The sequence below is a fragment of the Candidatus Hydrogenedens sp. genome (genome assembly GCA_035378955.1).
Classification (GTDB): Bacteria; Hydrogenedentota; Hydrogenedentia; order Hydrogenedentales; family Hydrogenedentaceae; genus Hydrogenedens.
This window is the reverse complement of record DAOSUS010000073.1, coordinates 1-15549: the sequence shown is the minus strand read 5'-3', so window position 1 is coordinate 15549 and position 15549 is coordinate 1. Positions and strand designations below refer to the sequence as shown.

Here is a 15549-nt window from a genome sequence, read left to right as displayed (position 1 = left end):
ACACCGGATGGCGTCGTTGAAGGCACTCCTGAAGGGACACCAGAGGGCGTAGTCGAAGGTACTCATGAAGGTACGCCGGAAGGTGTCGTTGAAGGTACTCATGAAGGTGTTGTAGAAGGAACCCCTGAAGGGACGCCAGAAGGCACTCATGAAGGCACACCAGAAGGTGTCGTTGAAGGTACTCCCGAAGGCGTCGTAGAAGGTACTCCTGAAGGCACACCAGAAGGTGTCGTTGAAGGTACTCCCGAAGGCGTCGTAGAAGGTACTCCTGAAGGTACACCGGAAGGTGTCGTTGAAGGAACACCCGAAGGTGTCGTTGAAGGAACACCCGAAGGAACTCCTGAAGGGACACCGGATGGCGTCGTTGAAGGCACTCCCGAAGGGACACCAGAAGGTGAAGTAGAGAAAGTTACAGTTCCATATCTAATTGGCAGTTCTGAAGCATCAGCAACAGAACAAATAACATCAATAGATTTGGTTGTTGGAACTATAACAAAACAATGCAGTGATACCGTTCCTGAAGGAAATGTGATTAGTCAAAGTCCATTACCAGCACAAGTTGTTAATAAGGGAACATCGGTAAATATCACGGTTTCCACAGGTCCTTGTCCTATTACTGTCCCTAATTTAGTCGGAATGACAGAACAAGATGCGAGAGCAACAATAATTATGTCAGGACTTACAATAGGAACGGTTACGGAAGAATATAGCGACACCGTTTCTAAAGGGAGCGTGATTAGTCAATCTCCTGAATCAGGCTCTAAAGTTCCAAAAGATACCCCAGTAAATTTAGTTATTAGCAAGGGTAAAAAGCGTAGATTCATTGTATCTTGCGGAACCAGTGACTCGTCAAATACTTCAAATACAGGTGATATGATAATGTTAGGCATCCTTTCTGGATTACTCATCATTCAAAGTAGAAAAAGAAAACGAATCCAAAATTAAACATAAAACCCAATCAGGGATAAAAAAATCCCTGTTCCCAGATAAAAAGCCCTCTGTATCATCCCATACAGAGGGCTACTTTTTTAATCTCAATAACAAAACAATGTATTAAAATCTACGGATAAAAAGTTATTTGCAGTATTAGTTAAAGTAAATTATTAAAAATTGTTTTCTCTTTATCCATAATGATATATCTTTAATCCGCAATTTATTCCCTTTTTGTTATTTTTCTATATCTAACAATTTACGCATGAACATGGGGGTCCCATTCAAGACCTTCAACTTTATGAAGATTATCAATTCCTTCGCGTAATATTTTAATTCTTGTCAAACGGCAATAGCGTTCCACATCCCGGGTGTGGTCACCGTAAAAGATTACTCTATGTAATCCACTGGACCAGTTATAAAGGAAGTTATCTATATTGTCAACCTTCACTGTTAATTTACTTCTACAACCTCGTTCTTCAAGAGGACTATCTATAGCATCACCGATACTATATAGCAATATATCCGTGCCGATTAAACGAGCCATAGTAACCTTTTCTCCAACGGGCATTTTCACTTGTAGCGAAACGCCGCGATTGTCTTCTAAATGCGTTCGAACTATATAGGGGGAAGGTTCGCTATTTGGTCCTTTCATTTGTGTCGCTGCGACACAATGAGCATGTATAATTGTGCTGTTTGAAAGGTCAAACATAGGGTCAACAACAAAACCTGTGCGACCTACAAGATAAGTAAACAGAAGTTGGGTCATTGTAGATTTCAGGTTTGCTTCACACACACCGGCAAGCAAAGCATTGTTTAACCTAACAAAGCCCAAGCACGGGTACCCCATATTCCTTTCCATCAACTTCATACCCAAACAATTCATTGTAATAGCCTGTGCGTTGTAATTCTTCATAAGATTCTTCATGGCAATGTACATTCTCGCCCCCTTCATTATATCTTCCTTACTGGGCTCCACAATTTTTTCTGCTTCTTTAATCCATCTTTCTGCATCGGCAGCTACCTCACTTTCGGATGCTTCTTCATAAGCTTTTTGAAGTTCCGGAAGTTTTATTGTAATGATTTCGGTCCCAAATTTCTCTTTGATAGAATTACAATAGGCAGGGTCTGCATCTCCATAGTTTACATGGAGGATTTTCGTTTCCCGTAATCTTTGAATAGCACGAAATGGCTTTACCGCTTCAGCAATATCGGCAAATTGACTGCTCGGAACAATATCCACCATTTGCCCTTCTTTCTGCCACGATGGAACAATATGCCATTCATGACCACAATAAGGCATGGTAAATATCATTACCGGCTTGTTCAGGTCAAACAAACCCGAAATAAGCCCGCCTGTTCCTAAGGTTAAATGCAGCACCAGTATCCCAGTTACATCCTTAAATTTTTCCTTAGCCTTTGCAAGTTCATCTTGATTTGTGACAAGACCACCCTCTACAAATTCAATATCAGCAAGTTTCTCGTTGAGTTTCGATATTTCCTGCTCATAGCGATTTACTTCCGCTTTCAGGTCAACCTGATGCATAGGCCAGCCGGGAGTGGGAATGCCTACATACATTTTTCCTACTCTAACTTTGTTCTTTATCTGCAATTCAGATATCAGACTCTCGTCAATTGCGGATTTCCCATAAATAGGTAGATTGGCAGCCGCTACTATACCCGCAGAAGCCAGCATAAACTGTCTACGAGAACAACCCGCAGAACAGGATGAAACATTTTTTGATTCGTGATTTGATTGGTTCATAACAATATTCCTTTCTGTTATATTCTGTTTATAGTTTAATTCTATATAAACTACTCAATAAGAAACAAAATTTTTTAACTCAAGAAAAAAATCCTCAATAGCAAGAGAGTATAAATATAAGAGGCAAAAGAGATAAAAATAATGGAAGTAACATAGGAGGAAGATAGTAAAAATAAAGCCTTCTACTATCGGGAAACCTTATGTGATAACTTATGAGACATCGGTGAAAAATTTATAATTTCTTTTCTAATCGTAAGGGCATAGCATACCGGTACCCTTATAGGACCCTAAGAGCAAGAAAATTGTAATTGAAGCCTCCTGACGCCGAATTCTTTATCCTTTGTTTAAAATTCCCGTTATGTCCTCTGTGGTTAAATTCTTTTATTATTAAGCGTAGAGAAACTTTTTCCAAAGTTCACAAAGTATAGAAAACTCGAAATTATCGCTGAGGAAATCATCAAACTCGTCTTCTCCTTCTCAAATAAATAACGCTATTTTCTTTTCCTCTTATCCCGCCTCACTTATTTTTATAAAATATAATACTAAATGTATTTGCTTTAAGAATTTTTTACTTATAACTCTCCCCATCGGAACTGCACTGATACATTGGTGGATTATATAATATAAGTGTAGCGTCTAAAAATACGAAATGTCAGAAAAAATTATTCGGAGGGTTTTGACTCTTGAACCTTGACCTCGGTTGGAGGGGTTTCTGGCTTATTTCCAGATTTTTCCATAATTTTATTTATTATCTCATCCGTTTTTGTTTTCTTTGTTATTTTGCGGTCGTGCCAGTCAGGACTGGTAAGTAGAGTAACGCCATATACTTGTTTTATGGCAGAGATAAGAACTCGTGTCTCTTCAGAATTTACCGAACCTAACTGAATTTCATATTTTATCCGTCTCAACTGCATCCATTCTCTCTTGGGCTGGTCATAAGCAACAAAGACGCCTCGTTTATCACGGGTATATATTTCCAATTTTAGTTCTCGCAAAGTTTCCTTTGTCGCCTGCCATGTTTTATCAAAAGGAGCCTTAACAGTAAAGACCTTTTCTTCCGCAAATCCACTGGTATCTTTTAATGTGCGAGCACAACCTGAAAAAAGGATAATGGTCAGTAAAACGATTAATGCACTGTTCATTAATTCATATTTCTTTATCATCTTTAAGGGTCCTCCAAAAGGTAAATTTTTTTCTTTATATTTCCAAACAGAAGTTATATTTTACACTATATCGCGGTTCCGCCATCATCGGTGCAACCGCATCACGCCATTTTGCGTAATGTGCCGTTTCTTTATGTGCTTTTGCTCCATCTTCATCTTTATAGGCTTCATACAAAACAAATCGGGTCGGGTCGTCCATCTGTTGAAGTATATCAAAACGAACAACACCCGCTTCTTTTCGACTTTCTCGGGCGTTGTGTTCCGATTCTATACGAAACGCTTCTACGAATTCAGGTTTAACATGCACATACACGAAAACGACAAACATTTTTTTGTATGCCCTTCTAACTTAAAAACATGCTTGTATTATGTCGTAATTATAATCCAATATTCAATAACAAAGAAAACTCAAAAGAGGGATTCTTTTTCATAAGTATGTAACACTTTATTTTCTTCCCGTTCAAAAAAACAACCCCTTCTTTTTGAATACGACCAAGAAAATCTGCATCGTTTATTTTGTGCAGGATAGACAGGTCAAAAGTATATGGAAGGTAACTATCTTCATGTTCATCCATGATATGGTATAAAATATCTCTTGTTAAATCATCTCCACCAATCAGGGTAAGGTCAACATCCGAACCCTTTTTGTAATCGCCTCGGGCTCGCGAACCATAGAGTATCGCTTGCTTCACCTGTGGATATTTCTTAAGTATCTTATGTACTTCTTCTTTAGTTTCTTGAGAAAGCCCGTGTTTCATAATCCTTCTTCATTTTTGAAATGTTCAAATATTTTTTGGAGTTCTTTAAATTCCAAAAAATATATATTAATAATAGATGTTACCATTTCCGAGCTAATTTGTTCGTTATATATGTGCAATGTAAGATTTCGGTCTTTTATCATAGCCATCCACACATCGCTTTTTTTATTAGTCCCTGCCGAAAAGATTCGCGAATAGTATCTTTTGACCCAAAAAAATTTTGTATCCCTTTACTTTGTAAAAAGTCCTTTAATAAATTCCATGCTAACTCATGAGTAAACACAAATGCTTTTACCAACCCTTGTTTTTCAATATCCGAAAGAGCTTGCTTTGAAGCAAGTTCTACCCCTTCTTCTAATTTTTTAAGGGCTTTTTTATAACTATTAAACCTATATTTCCAGCGTAAATCTTCATTACCCATAATTGTTACCTGTATTTCTTGTATTCATAATATAACACAAAACTATTTCCCTTGTGAAAATGTTGATAAAAAGTGTATATTTTTTATGTTCCTGATAATATTGAGCCATTAATCATTCAGGAGGTTATCATGAAAAATAGATTGGTTTTTTCTATCTTTATTTATTATGTCCTACTTTTTTTTCTGATATATCCTTCGTCTTACAGCGAGCATATAAACCTTCGTGATTTTGGGGCATCAGGTAATGCAAATACTGTGGATACGCAATTTATCCAAAAAGCGATTGACGCAGCGGCAGAAAAATCCTGCACTCTGGTTATACCATCTGGAATGTATTTAACAGGAAGTTTGCATTTAAGAAGCAACATTCATATTTATCTTGAACCGGGAGCTGTTATTTTAGGCAGTCAAAAAAAAGAGGATTACGACCCCTTTGAAGAGTTAAATTTTCCCAATGATGCAGACCATGAGACTTCCTTCTTTCATCATTCTTTACTCTGGGGTGAGGATATTGAGAATGTTTTCATAACAGGTTTCGGCACGATAAATTCCAACTTTACAAAACGAGGTGGTCCGAAGGCTCTCGCTTTTAAGCGATGTAAAAATATTCGTATCGAAGGGATTACCATTCGCAATTGTCCTAATTATTCTATCAGTCTATTAGGCTGTGAGCAGGTTACGATTGATAAGGTGCAAATTTTAAATGGCTATGCCGATGGAATTGACCCAGACAGTTGTCAGTTTGTATTTATCTCTAACTGTCATATTGAAACTGTAGATGACGCTATAGTCCCCAAAAGTAGTTTTTCTCTGGGCTATCGCCGTCCATGCACAGATATTACAGTAACCAATTGCTACTTATCTTCGCGCTGTAATGGATTCAAATTAGGTACGGAATCCGGTGCCGATTTTAAGAGAATCACATTTAGCAATTCAGTTATTCGCGGGCTTATTACTGCACAGAAACCGGGCATTTCCGGTGTATCCATTGAGTCGGTAGACGGTTCTCATATCGAAGGAATTACTGTTACAGGCATCGTTATGGACTGGGTTCGTTCTCCAATATTCATACGGCTTGGAAATCGAGGGAGAGATGGAGCCACTTCCCCCGGAAGTATTAAGGGAGTTACTATAAGTAATATTGTAGCAACCCGTGCAAGTAATCCGAATATTATTGCAGGTATTCCGAATTATCCGATAGAGAATGTGCTTATACAAAATGCTTCCTGTTCTTTTAGTGGTTCCAATCCTCTCCGTCCTATTAATGAGCCTGTCCCTGAAGAGATAGATCGCTATCCAGAGGCGTTGATGTTTGGTGCATTACCGAGTTATGCCTTTTATATACGACATGCAAAGGGAGTGCAATTGCAAAATATCTCTTTCGAAGCATCCATTCCATTCTGGCGTATTACTACCCATAAATATAAAGATATAAGCTGGGACGAACAGGGAAATCCTACAAATAATTTCGAGAATGCATCGCCCAATATTGCTATCTGGGTAGAGGATGTTCATGATTTCGTTCTTTCGGATTGGCAAGAAAGAGCCGTATCGGACAACATAGAAATTTTATATTTAAAAGACATTCATAATGCACAAATAGATAGCCCCATCAAGTATCGTAATAACAGACATTGGTGTACTATCCATGGAGGGGATGTAGATTCCATTCAAATCAATGGTTCTGAACCTATAAAACAAGTTAAAGACATAAAAATAATAAAGTGAATAATCACTACTGACGAGGGATTTACATGCTATTACTCACCAATTACGAAGGGCGATGTGGGGTTCAAAAATCCGCTGAATTATTGTCAAATAAAGAGGACGCTATTCGTGCTATTATCGAAGGTATAAAATTAGTTGAAGTCAATCCTGAAATACATACGGTAGGTGCTAATTCCCTTCCAAACCTTTTGGGACAATTGGAACTGGATTCTGCTGTGATGGATGGGAATACCCGAAGAAGTGGGGCGGTCGGAGCATTAAAAGGATTTAAACATCCTGTAGAAATTGCCTATCGCGTTATGACAGATATTGAACATGAAATATTAGTAGGTAGTGGAGCCGAACGATTTGCGGAAGAAATTGGTGCGGAAAGGTATGTCAATGAGATGGAGCATACCCAAACGGCATGGCGAGAATATCTGAACAGCATTTTGAATGAAGAACAAAAACAAAAATTTCCTGACATTCGTCTTCTGGATATAAAAACCAAACCTAAGGACCCCCAAAATTTATTTGATACAACCGTATATTTAGCTCAAGACTACTTCGGCAGAATAGCAACGGCTACAAGCACATCCGGCTGGCCTTGGAAATATCCCGGCAGGCTTGGCGATAGCCCTATTATCGGTGCGGGTAGTTATGCAGATAGCCGATACGGAGCCTGTGCCTGTACACATACGGGTGAAATGACTATTCGTGCTGGTACCGCACGGTCTGTTGTGCTCTACCTGAAAATGGGATTAAATTTATCCGATGCGGTTTATGAAGCCGTCAAAGATTTAGCAGACTTAAAAACGGGGTTCATCAATGCGGTAACTGTTCATGCCATTGACAACAAAGGCAACTACAAAGTTGTGGGATTAAATCCTAATAAAGAAGTGAAATACCTTGTATGGTCTCCCGACCTCAAAGAACCTCAGGTAAAAGATGCCGAAATTATACGAACCTAATTACTTCTTATTTTTTTATGTCCTCAACAACCGTTGTTTGTCTTATGTAAAAGCAATAATAGACTATAATCTATTTATTCAGGGAAAAAAGTAAAAATACATTTACCCTGATGAGGACTGTTCTAATTGCTTTTTCTTTAAGCATAATACAGCTTCATACACTTTATCCATATCTAAATGCCACCGTTCCGTAGGCAAATTTTCGGACAAATTCACATTAAGCCAACTTAAATACTTTTTTCTTGGAACAGCAAAAACTCCAAATTGTTCCAGATGTTCCGAAAATACCTGACAATCAATCAGTTTAATTCCGTGTAGAAATGAAAACCCACATAAGGCAAGAAAAGCAATTTTAGAAGCGTTTGAGATATGGTAGAACATAGATTCACCGACAAATAAAGGTCCTAATTGGACACCATATAATCCACCTACCAATGTTTTATCCTTCCAGCATTCTATAGAGTGGGTGTAACCCATTTCATGCAAACGGATATAGTTTTTTTGAATATCCGAAGTAATCCAGGTTCCATCTTCCCATTTCCGAGGCGTTTTAGCACATTCATGAATAACCGTATCAAAAGATGTGTCTGCGGTAATATAAAAGGGTTTCTTTTTCCATTCACGCCAGAGTCGATGTGGAATATGTAATAAATGTGTTGGCAAAACGGCTCTTGGGTCGGGAGAACACCATCGGATAGGCTCCCCCTCGCTATACCAGGGGAAAATACCTTTACGATATGCGTCTATTAACCGCGATGGAGATAAATCACCGCCGTAAGCCACAACCCATCCCTGCCAGTATTTTTCCGCGGGGAAAGGGTCATCGGGTTTTAACCATACTTCACTTCTCATATATACTGCTTTATACAATAGTTCCGAATATATCTACATGACGGTCCGTAACACATTTTACAGACAAATATTCTAAACCACACTCCGCTAATTGTTCCTGAATTTCCTCCGGGGTAAATGCAGATAATAATGAACGATAATACTCTTGTTTCAGCAAATCGGAAGCATCTCCTGCGTATAATTCTACTATTTTCCTTGCTTCTCTTTCTGACTCGGGTCGAAACAAATCCCGCAGGAAAAGAAATCCACCGGATTTAATTACTCTTTTGATTTCCATCCATAACGGTTTTGGGTCCCAAATATGATGAAGCAGACTATTACTCAAAATAACATCTACAGACTCGTTGACAAAAGGAAGGCATTTCGCATCTGCTAAAACCCATGTCAAACTACGAGAACCACTCTGTTTTTGAGCAAATCGAAGCATGGACGGAGAGCCATCAATTCCTATAATTTTATGTTGCTCGCAGCAAAGATGCATGCGATAAGTAATATCGCCAGGACCACAGCCTAAATCTAAAATTAATAAATTTCCTGATAACGGAAGTGCAGCACAAAAAGTATCAACAAATTTTTGGTTCACATCTGAGAAATCCGTTACAGAATACGCCTCTGCCTCCAATGGGTCATCCATAAACTCAGGTTCTGGTTGCCTTTCTAACATACAAACATCCTTTCCCTTTCCCAGAAATCAAATTGTTATTACAATAACACCAAATTACCTATAAAAATCAAATAAATTTTAAAATAAAATGTACCTCTTTTCTTATGCCCTATCATTTTCATATAGATAGGAGAATTTTTAGAACCTTTTATTATAAAAGTAAAAAAGTGGTGTATAATGTCATCAGATAGATTTTTAAGGAGTTCATGTTAATGTATATAATAAAGATGAAAGGGCATTTCGTCTGTTTATCTTTATGTTTCCTTCTTTCATGTGCAACAATGAATTCAACAAATAAAAGTCCTGAAGAAAAAATAAGGTTTTCTTTTCCTGAGAATGTAAATCAATGGAAGTTAGAAAAGACACTTCCAGACCGCTATGATGCGGAAACGCTATACGATTATATTGATGGTAATGCGGAGGTTTATCGTTCGTTAGGGGTAAAAGAGGTATATGCGTATCGCTGGTTGAACCCCCAGCAGGTAGAGATTTTTATGGATATTTTTGATATGGGCAATTCGGCTTCGGCGTATGGTGCTTATCATCATGATATACGCGACCAAAAGGATATTGGTTTGGGTGTAGAGTCCGAAGGAATGAATAATTCGCTTGCTTTCTGGAAAGACCGTTATTTTATTTCCATCGTAGGAATGGGAGATTCTCCAGAGTTAAATCAGACAGTAATAGAGTTGGGGAAGATAATTGACCGCCAAATACCTAATAAAGGGAAGCCACCGGAAATGGTACGACTACTTCCCGAAAAAGGACAGGTTAAAAGTCATGTGCATTATTTTAATGATTATGACCTTTTAAAAGTGCATTTTTTCATTACAGATGAAAATATATTGCAGTTGAACAAGGATACAGAGGGAATTTTGATACGCTATTTTCTGCCAAAACAGGATGAACAATTCCAGATAATCCTTATTCGTTATAAGGATAAGAAAAAGGCTTTGCTTGTCAATCAAAACTTTAAAAATCTTATTGACAAATCCGCAAAAGAGATGAATGATGAAGAAAGAAGAAAAAAATTTGGATTTCATTCCATACTTATACATTCCCATGAAAAATATCTTATACTTATTATAGATTGGAAAAAGAAAGAAACAGCAGATTGGTATATTAAAGAAATAGTGCAAAGGATAAAACGATAGGAGCCTGAATTATGATTAAAACAAGTCGCAGAAAATTTTTACAGACAGGAGCCTTAGGCACTGCATTTTTGTTTGCTATGCCTCACAATCGTTCTGAGTCACAATCTCCGCAAGCAGGAGAGAAATCCCGTGTTGTTCTTGTCCGCGATAAGGATTTGCTGGATGCAGAGGGAAACCTCAACAAAACTGTGCAGGAAAAAATGGTGGATGAAGGAGTAAAAAACCTATTTCAAACCGCTACCCCTGAAGAAGCATGGAAGAAAATAATTAAGCCTGATGATGTGGTAGGTATTAAAAGTAATGTTGCGGGTCCTCCTCGTACACCTGTAGAATTGGAAGATGTCTTAAAAACAAAAGTATTAAGTGTAGGAGTGCCTTCGGACAAAGTCTCTGTTGATGACCGTGGAGTATTACGAAATCCTATTTTCCAGAATAGCACCGCATTGATTAATGTCCGTCCCATGCGAACACATCATTGGGCGGGTGTCGGTAGTTTGTTGAAAAATTATATTATGTTTTCTGAGAAGCCTCCGACCTGGCATGCGGATTCCTGTGCAAATTTAGCGGGATTATGGGACTTGCCTATTGTCAAAGGGAAAACACGACTTAATATTCTCGTTATGATTACCCCTTTGTTCCACGGGAAAGGACCTCATCATTATAATAAAGAGTATACATGGAATTATCAGGGGTTAGTTATCGGTACGGACCCGGTTGCTTGTGATGCCACAGGGTTACGAATATTAAAAGCGAAACGATTGCAATATTTTGGCAATGAACAACCTTTTGATGTTTCTCCTCACCATATACAGGTAGCCCAGGATAAATATCATTTGGGAAATGCAGATGAAAACCGTATAGAACTGGTTAAATTAGGCTGGGAAGATGGTATTTTAATTTAACGGGCTGGCCAAGTCGGACTTGTCAGATTGTCCTTTCAACCATTCTTTAGCACGACGGATAAAATGCCTTTCCGATGGATAAGTCATCATCGTTTCTGCAGTATCTATGGGTACCCATATAGGACGAAAAAGGGTTTCCTCTTCCCCCACAGGAGTAGGATTTCCTTTCTTGTCAGGGTCTGCTCTCATAAGGAAATAATGCTCGGTTCGTATTATATTTTTTCCTTTATATTCAAACTCACTCAAGTCATATCCTAAATCTGCAATAATTTCGGTCTCCCAATATCCACTTTCCTCTCCTACCTCTCGACGGGCACATTTTTCATGCGATTCCCCCGTATCTACATGCCCTTTGGGTAGACGCACCTCATGGGTATATTTATTATTTCTCACGACATCTCGTTCTAACAAAAGCACCCTGTTTTGCGTATCAACAACCACACCCCCAGCAACTATTATCCTTTTTTTGCCCATATAAATAACCTTATGAGAGCCTATCGTTTCTTGCAAAAGGAGAAAGGTATCTTCTGGAAACAACAAAAGATACCTTTCTAAAAATTTAAAACTATTCAACTTTAATGCAATCTAAACCTGCCATATAATTGGTAGATTTTTCGTTCTTGCCTACGATTCTCAATTCAAGGGTATTTGCACCTTCTACTAATTTTACGGTGAATTGAATCGAGGCTCGTACAACTTTTTCCTCATTATAACCGTCCCACTCTGCTACCTTTTGCTGGTTAACCCACAATTGCACCTGTCCATAATCTGGGGCTTTGGTATACCAGAGCGTTACTTTTTTCTCTCCTGCCATATCCGAAGGAACATCTACAGTGGCAGAGTAATTTCTGGGACCTTCCGGTGTAAACCATAATTGTTTGCCATTGCTCCATTCATTTCCAAAACTACCCAAATCCTGTTCAACAACAGAACCATCAGCAGTCTGGAAGGGAATTAAACCATCTTCTAATTCCATAGCACCGGGTTCTATGTGCACTGGATTGGGTTCTACTTGCTCCGGGATTCGTTTTTCAGCAGGGGGTAATGGTTCAAAGGGGACATGTGGTTCCGTTTGATACCAGTAGGCAACAGAACTGAAATCATCCGAGCGGTCGTTCGCATGACCGTGCTCTATATTGACGACAATGGATTTTTTGAAAGGCACTGGGTCGAGTAAATGGAAACGATAAACATTCCACTTCTCACCTCTTTTATGTTCTCCACGAAGAGGGCAACCAAAGAAAAGATAACTAAATGCAGGGCCATAACACCATGCACCACAGAAATAATCCTCGGAACCTGTCCCATGCAAGGAAGGTTCTTTTTCACCATCAACAAAGAACATATCATCACCTTCTCCCCACCAACCATCTGCACGATTATGAATGGACAAACTCACGCCCACATAATGTCCCATTCCCTTTGCTTCAAGGAAAGTATAATTTTTGCCTGCCGTGCAAGGATATTCCTGTCTATAATGTGCATGGAAACGAAGGGGTGTATCAAGGGTTTCTAATTTTCTGTAATCAATATAGTAATAAAAAGCACGACAAACATCCGTTCCCTCATTGGTAATGGTAACAACTGCCCCTTTTTCAAAAGGCATATACCAGAAACAATTAAGGGCGTTGGATGTCCCTATTTGTATAGGGTAACTGCTAAATGTATAGTATTCGCCATGTCCCAGCCCAAAGAAATCTCCTATGGGAGATTCCACAGAAGGATTTGCCTCACCATCCCAATACATACGCAATACCAAATTTTTTAAGTGATATTTATCCTTACTTGCAATAGTTACCCAGATATGAGTAATAGCACCTGCCCCTTCAATTTTTGCTAATGTCCTTGTTTCACCTATGGCAATAGGTTGTTCCTGCATTCCATCTGCATTACCTCCTGTGCGGTCATAACTGGATATACGATGTGCTGTGTAATTTTTAACATCAGCAAGACTTTCTGCCAGATTTTTTGCAGAAACAGATACAGACAGCACGGTAGCACAAAACAATGCGATAGCGAACAACATCAGATTTTGTCTGTGTAAGAAATACTTCATAGCGTTTCTCCTTCTATTATGGGTTATTTCTCTTTCATCTAACATTTTACTGAATAGTGGCATAACATGCAAATAAAAAAAGAACAAGGGAATAAAACGGAGCGAAAAATTTATTTTCCGACATTTTTGAGGAGGCGGATAAAAAATTCTATTCCCTTGACATAATTATCTATATGTAGGCGTTCGTTGGTGCCATGAATAAGTTCTAAATCCTCTTTTGTAAATTTTAATGGCTGGAAACGATAAAGGTTTTTTACTACGCCGACATAATTCACTGAATCGGTTCCCCCTAATGTTAAAGCACTGGCAACAGGAATATCTCCCCATACTTCATGAATTGTATTGGTAATGGCTTTGTATCCTTCAGCATTTCGGTCGGATATTGGGCTGGCTTCGTCTGTTTTTTCGGGAGAGAATTCTTTTATCTCTATTCTTTTATCATTTACAACTTTGCGAATATATTCTGTTACCTTTTCTGTCGTGTCGCCGGATAGCATGCGAATATTAACGACCGCATAAGCATGGGTAGGTAAAACATTTTCTTTTTCGCCAGCATGAAATAAGGTAGGTGCGAAAGTAGTTCGCAAGGCAGCGTTGGCACTGGGAATGCTTGCAAAAATGCGTGTTAACACCTTATCGAATAGCCAAAGATTGGCACATACCATTCGCATAGGGAAACTCATGTAAGGGGAAAGGTCCTCTAACATCCAGCGGATAGGTCCTGCCAATTTGGCAGGCATAGGGTTTTGTTCTATCTTACATATGGCAGAGGCAAGAAGTCCGATAGATGTTTCATCCGACGGGGTAGAGGAATGTCCTCCCTGTGTGGATATAGATAGTTCCAGGGATAAATAGCCTTTTTCCGCGATACCGATAAGAGCCACGGGTCCGTCTATTCCCGGAATAATTCCTTCATTAACGGCCATGCCTTCATCCAGACTAAATTCCGGTGATATGCCCCGTTCTTTTAATAGTTCGGCTATTTTTTTTGCTCCTTTCCTGCCTCCCACTTCTTCATCATGCCCGAAAGCAAATAGCAAGGTTCTTTCAGGTTGATAACCCTGCTGAAGCCAATAATTTACACTCTCCAATAAAGCAATAACTGAGCATTTCACATCAATCGCTCCGCGTCCCCAAATATATCCCTCTGCGACCACACCGCCAAAGGGAGGATATTTCCATTGACTTTCTGTGCCTTCTTCTACGGGGACAACATCATAATGGGCTAAAAACAAGGCCGGCGAAAGTGAAGGATTTTTCCCTTCCCATGTGAACAACAAACTGTGTTCATTAACAATGTCTCTTTTTAAGGTTGAATGTACCTGCGGAAATGTTTCTTCTAAATATTTAATAAAGTTCTTGTATTCTTCCCATTCATTATCCTTTTCTTCCTGATAGGAAATCGTTTTGAATGTAAGTGCCTTCCCTAAATGTTGGGCATATTCCTGCTTATCGGATAAAGAAATAGGTTCCTTTTTTTGAACAGGAGCTGCTTTTTTCCATCGTGCCAGTTCTGTGCGAACAAGAACGACACAAACCAATATCAGTATAAAAAGGAAAGCAACCTGAACTGTGCGAACAAAATACCGTTTCATACAAAAATACCCTTTTCTATCTTTTACAATGAAATAACAACAGGCTATATTATACAAAGAAGCGTAGATACAACAAACCTTCCACCCTAACCCCCTTTATGTTCTCTGTTATTAATTCTTCCATCACCTACAAAACCAAATAGAAAATTCCTGCCTCAATCCTTCATCCATAACATATAAATCCCTTGTGAATCTTGTTTAAATAGGTTTTCACAGGAGCCAGGAGGCTTTAGATACTTTTTATCTGTAAGATATTTTTAATCTGTCGCGGTTATGGGGATAAGATTGCTACTTTGTCGGTTGTCTCTCTTATATCAAAACGATACTCGATAAAACAACATGGGCGGATTTATAAATCCGCCCATGTCTTATTTATTCTCTATAACATTAACCTGTTTATTCATAACCCTGGGCCGGGGCAATAGCCATCTTCGCTTTCAGGGTCTTCCGGACAGGGATGATAACCACCGCTGTTGAAGAATTGGATTAATCGCAATAATTCACTTAACGATATATTCCAATCCGGTGGATTATAGTCAGAGGCATGCGGGGTTTTTTATCTCCCTGTCTGCCCTGTTTCGTTCAAATACCAACAGTTAAGATAGCTCTAC

At 38.8% G+C, this 15549-nt stretch carries 14 protein-coding genes and 1 pseudogene; 5 read left to right on the top strand and 10 right to left on the bottom strand.

Annotated features, from left to right (window positions below; all coding sequences use genetic code 11):
* On the top strand, positions 1-945 hold a 945-nt coding region (locus PLA12_12055; protein ID HOQ33229.1), incomplete at its 5' end, for a PASTA domain-containing protein.
* Positions 946-1189: 244 nt separating this feature from the next.
* Here PLA12_12055 and PLA12_12050 read toward each other — a convergent pair.
* From PLA12_12050 to PLA12_12030, 5 genes and pseudogenes are all read right to left on the bottom strand, one after another.
* Positions 1190-2695 carry a hypothetical protein gene (locus PLA12_12050; GenBank protein HOQ33228.1) on the bottom strand — a complete coding sequence of 502 codons (1506 nt, stop codon included), beginning with the start codon at positions 2693-2695 and terminating at the stop codon, positions 1190-1192.
* Between the two features lie 662 nt (positions 2696-3357).
* Positions 3358-3858 carry an outer membrane protein assembly factor BamC gene (gene bamC, locus PLA12_12045; GenBank protein HOQ33227.1) on the bottom strand — a complete coding sequence of 167 codons (501 nt, stop codon included), beginning with the start codon at positions 3856-3858 and terminating at the stop codon, positions 3358-3360.
* Between the two features lie 34 nt (positions 3859-3892).
* A complete protein-coding gene (locus PLA12_12040; GenBank protein HOQ33226.1) occupies positions 3893-4186 on the bottom strand; it encodes an antibiotic biosynthesis monooxygenase in 294 nt (97 codons plus the stop codon).
* Positions 4187-4235: 49 nt separating this feature from the next.
* A complete protein-coding gene (locus tag PLA12_12035) occupies positions 4236-4616 on the bottom strand; it encodes a nucleotidyltransferase domain-containing protein (protein HOQ33225.1) in 381 nt (126 codons plus the stop codon).
* Positions 4613-5037 (bottom strand): annotated as a pseudogene (locus PLA12_12030) (nucleotidyltransferase substrate binding protein). Before PLA12_12030 ends, PLA12_12035 begins: the two are co-directional and overlap by 4 nt.
* Before the next feature lie 129 nt (positions 5038-5166).
* On the opposite strand from PLA12_12030, the gene PLA12_12025 reads away from it, so the two are divergent.
* The gene (locus tag PLA12_12025; GenBank protein ID HOQ33224.1) at positions 5167-6765 is read left to right on the top strand and encodes a glycosyl hydrolase family 28 protein; all 1599 of its coding nucleotides are present in this window, start codon (positions 5167-5169) and stop codon (positions 6763-6765) included.
* 26 nt (positions 6766-6791) lie between these two features.
* On the top strand, positions 6792-7715 hold the full coding sequence (locus tag PLA12_12020) for an isoaspartyl peptidase/L-asparaginase (GenBank protein HOQ33223.1): 924 nt from the start codon (positions 6792-6794) through the stop codon (positions 7713-7715).
* Between the two features lie 102 nt (positions 7716-7817).
* Here PLA12_12020 and aat read toward each other — a convergent pair whose 3' ends face one another.
* On the bottom strand, positions 7818-8567 hold the full coding sequence (gene aat / locus PLA12_12015; GenBank protein HOQ33222.1) for a leucyl/phenylalanyl-tRNA--protein transferase: 750 nt from the start codon (positions 8565-8567) through the stop codon (positions 7818-7820).
* A gap of 10 nt (positions 8568-8577) precedes the next feature.
* Positions 8578-9231 carry a class I SAM-dependent methyltransferase gene (locus tag PLA12_12010; GenBank protein ID HOQ33221.1) on the bottom strand — a complete coding sequence of 218 codons (654 nt, stop codon included), beginning with the start codon at positions 9229-9231 and terminating at the stop codon, positions 8578-8580.
* Between the two features lie 212 nt (positions 9232-9443).
* Between PLA12_12010 and PLA12_12005 the strand changes: the two genes are divergently transcribed.
* Entirely contained in the window at positions 9444-10385 is a 942-nt protein-coding gene (locus tag PLA12_12005) for a hypothetical protein (protein HOQ33220.1), read from the top strand.
* A gap of 11 nt (positions 10386-10396) precedes the next feature.
* Positions 10397-11287, top strand: coding sequence for a DUF362 domain-containing protein (locus PLA12_12000; protein ID HOQ33219.1), 891 nt, complete (start codon positions 10397-10399; stop codon positions 11285-11287).
* Here PLA12_12000 and PLA12_11995 read toward each other — a convergent pair.
* The 3 genes from PLA12_11995 to PLA12_11985 all read right to left on the bottom strand — a co-directional run bounded on the left by PLA12_11995 (position 11279) and on the right by PLA12_11985 (position 14938).
* The gene (locus PLA12_11995; GenBank protein ID HOQ33218.1) at positions 11279-11761 is read right to left on the bottom strand and encodes an NUDIX domain-containing protein; all 483 of its coding nucleotides are present in this window, start codon (positions 11759-11761) and stop codon (positions 11279-11281) included. The genes PLA12_12000 and PLA12_11995 overlap by 9 nt on opposite strands.
* Before the next feature lie 91 nt (positions 11762-11852).
* Positions 11853-13343: a DUF2961 domain-containing protein gene (locus PLA12_11990; protein HOQ33217.1), complete on the bottom strand. Its 1491-nt coding sequence runs from the start codon at positions 13341-13343 to the stop codon at positions 11853-11855.
* Positions 13344-13453: 110 nt separating this feature from the next.
* The gene (locus tag PLA12_11985; GenBank protein HOQ33216.1) at positions 13454-14938 is read right to left on the bottom strand and encodes a M20 family peptidase; all 1485 of its coding nucleotides are present in this window, start codon (positions 14936-14938) and stop codon (positions 13454-13456) included.
* Positions 14939-15549: the final 611 nt, after the last annotated feature.

Bases quoted from the DNA above. Each gene is read 5' to 3' on its own strand.
- bamC (HOQ33227.1), bottom strand. From the start codon at position 3,858: ATGATAAAGAAATATGAATTAATGAACAGTGCATTAATCGTTTTACTG.
- PLA12_11985 (HOQ33216.1), bottom strand. From the start codon at position 14,938: ATGAAACGGTATTTTGTTCGCACAGTTCAGGTTGCTTTCCTTTTTATA.
- PLA12_11990 (HOQ33217.1), bottom strand. From the start codon at position 13,343: ATGAAGTATTTCTTACACAGACAAAATCTGATGTTGTTCGCTATCGCA.
- aat (HOQ33222.1), bottom strand. From the start codon at position 8,567: ATGAGAAGTGAAGTATGGTTAAAACCCGATGACCCTTTCCCCGCGGAA.
- PLA12_11995 (HOQ33218.1), bottom strand. From the start codon at position 11,761: ATGGGCAAAAAAAGGATAATAGTTGCTGGGGGTGTGGTTGTTGATACG.
- PLA12_12010 (HOQ33221.1), bottom strand. From the start codon at position 9,231: ATGTTAGAAAGGCAACCAGAACCTGAGTTTATGGATGACCCATTGGAG.
- PLA12_12035 (HOQ33225.1), bottom strand. From the start codon at position 4,616: ATGAAACACGGGCTTTCTCAAGAAACTAAAGAAGAAGTACATAAGATA.
- PLA12_12000 (HOQ33219.1), top strand. From the start codon at position 10,397: ATGATTAAAACAAGTCGCAGAAAATTTTTACAGACAGGAGCCTTAGGC.
- PLA12_12020 (HOQ33223.1), top strand. From the start codon at position 6,792: ATGCTATTACTCACCAATTACGAAGGGCGATGTGGGGTTCAAAAATCC.
- PLA12_12040 (HOQ33226.1), bottom strand. From the start codon at position 4,186: ATGTTTGTCGTTTTCGTGTATGTGCATGTTAAACCTGAATTCGTAGAA.
- PLA12_12050 (HOQ33228.1), bottom strand. From the start codon at position 2,695: ATGAACCAATCAAATCACGAATCAAAAAATGTTTCATCCTGTTCTGCG.
- PLA12_12005 (HOQ33220.1), top strand. From the start codon at position 9,444: ATGTATATAATAAAGATGAAAGGGCATTTCGTCTGTTTATCTTTATGT.
- PLA12_12025 (HOQ33224.1), top strand. From the start codon at position 5,167: ATGAAAAATAGATTGGTTTTTTCTATCTTTATTTATTATGTCCTACTT.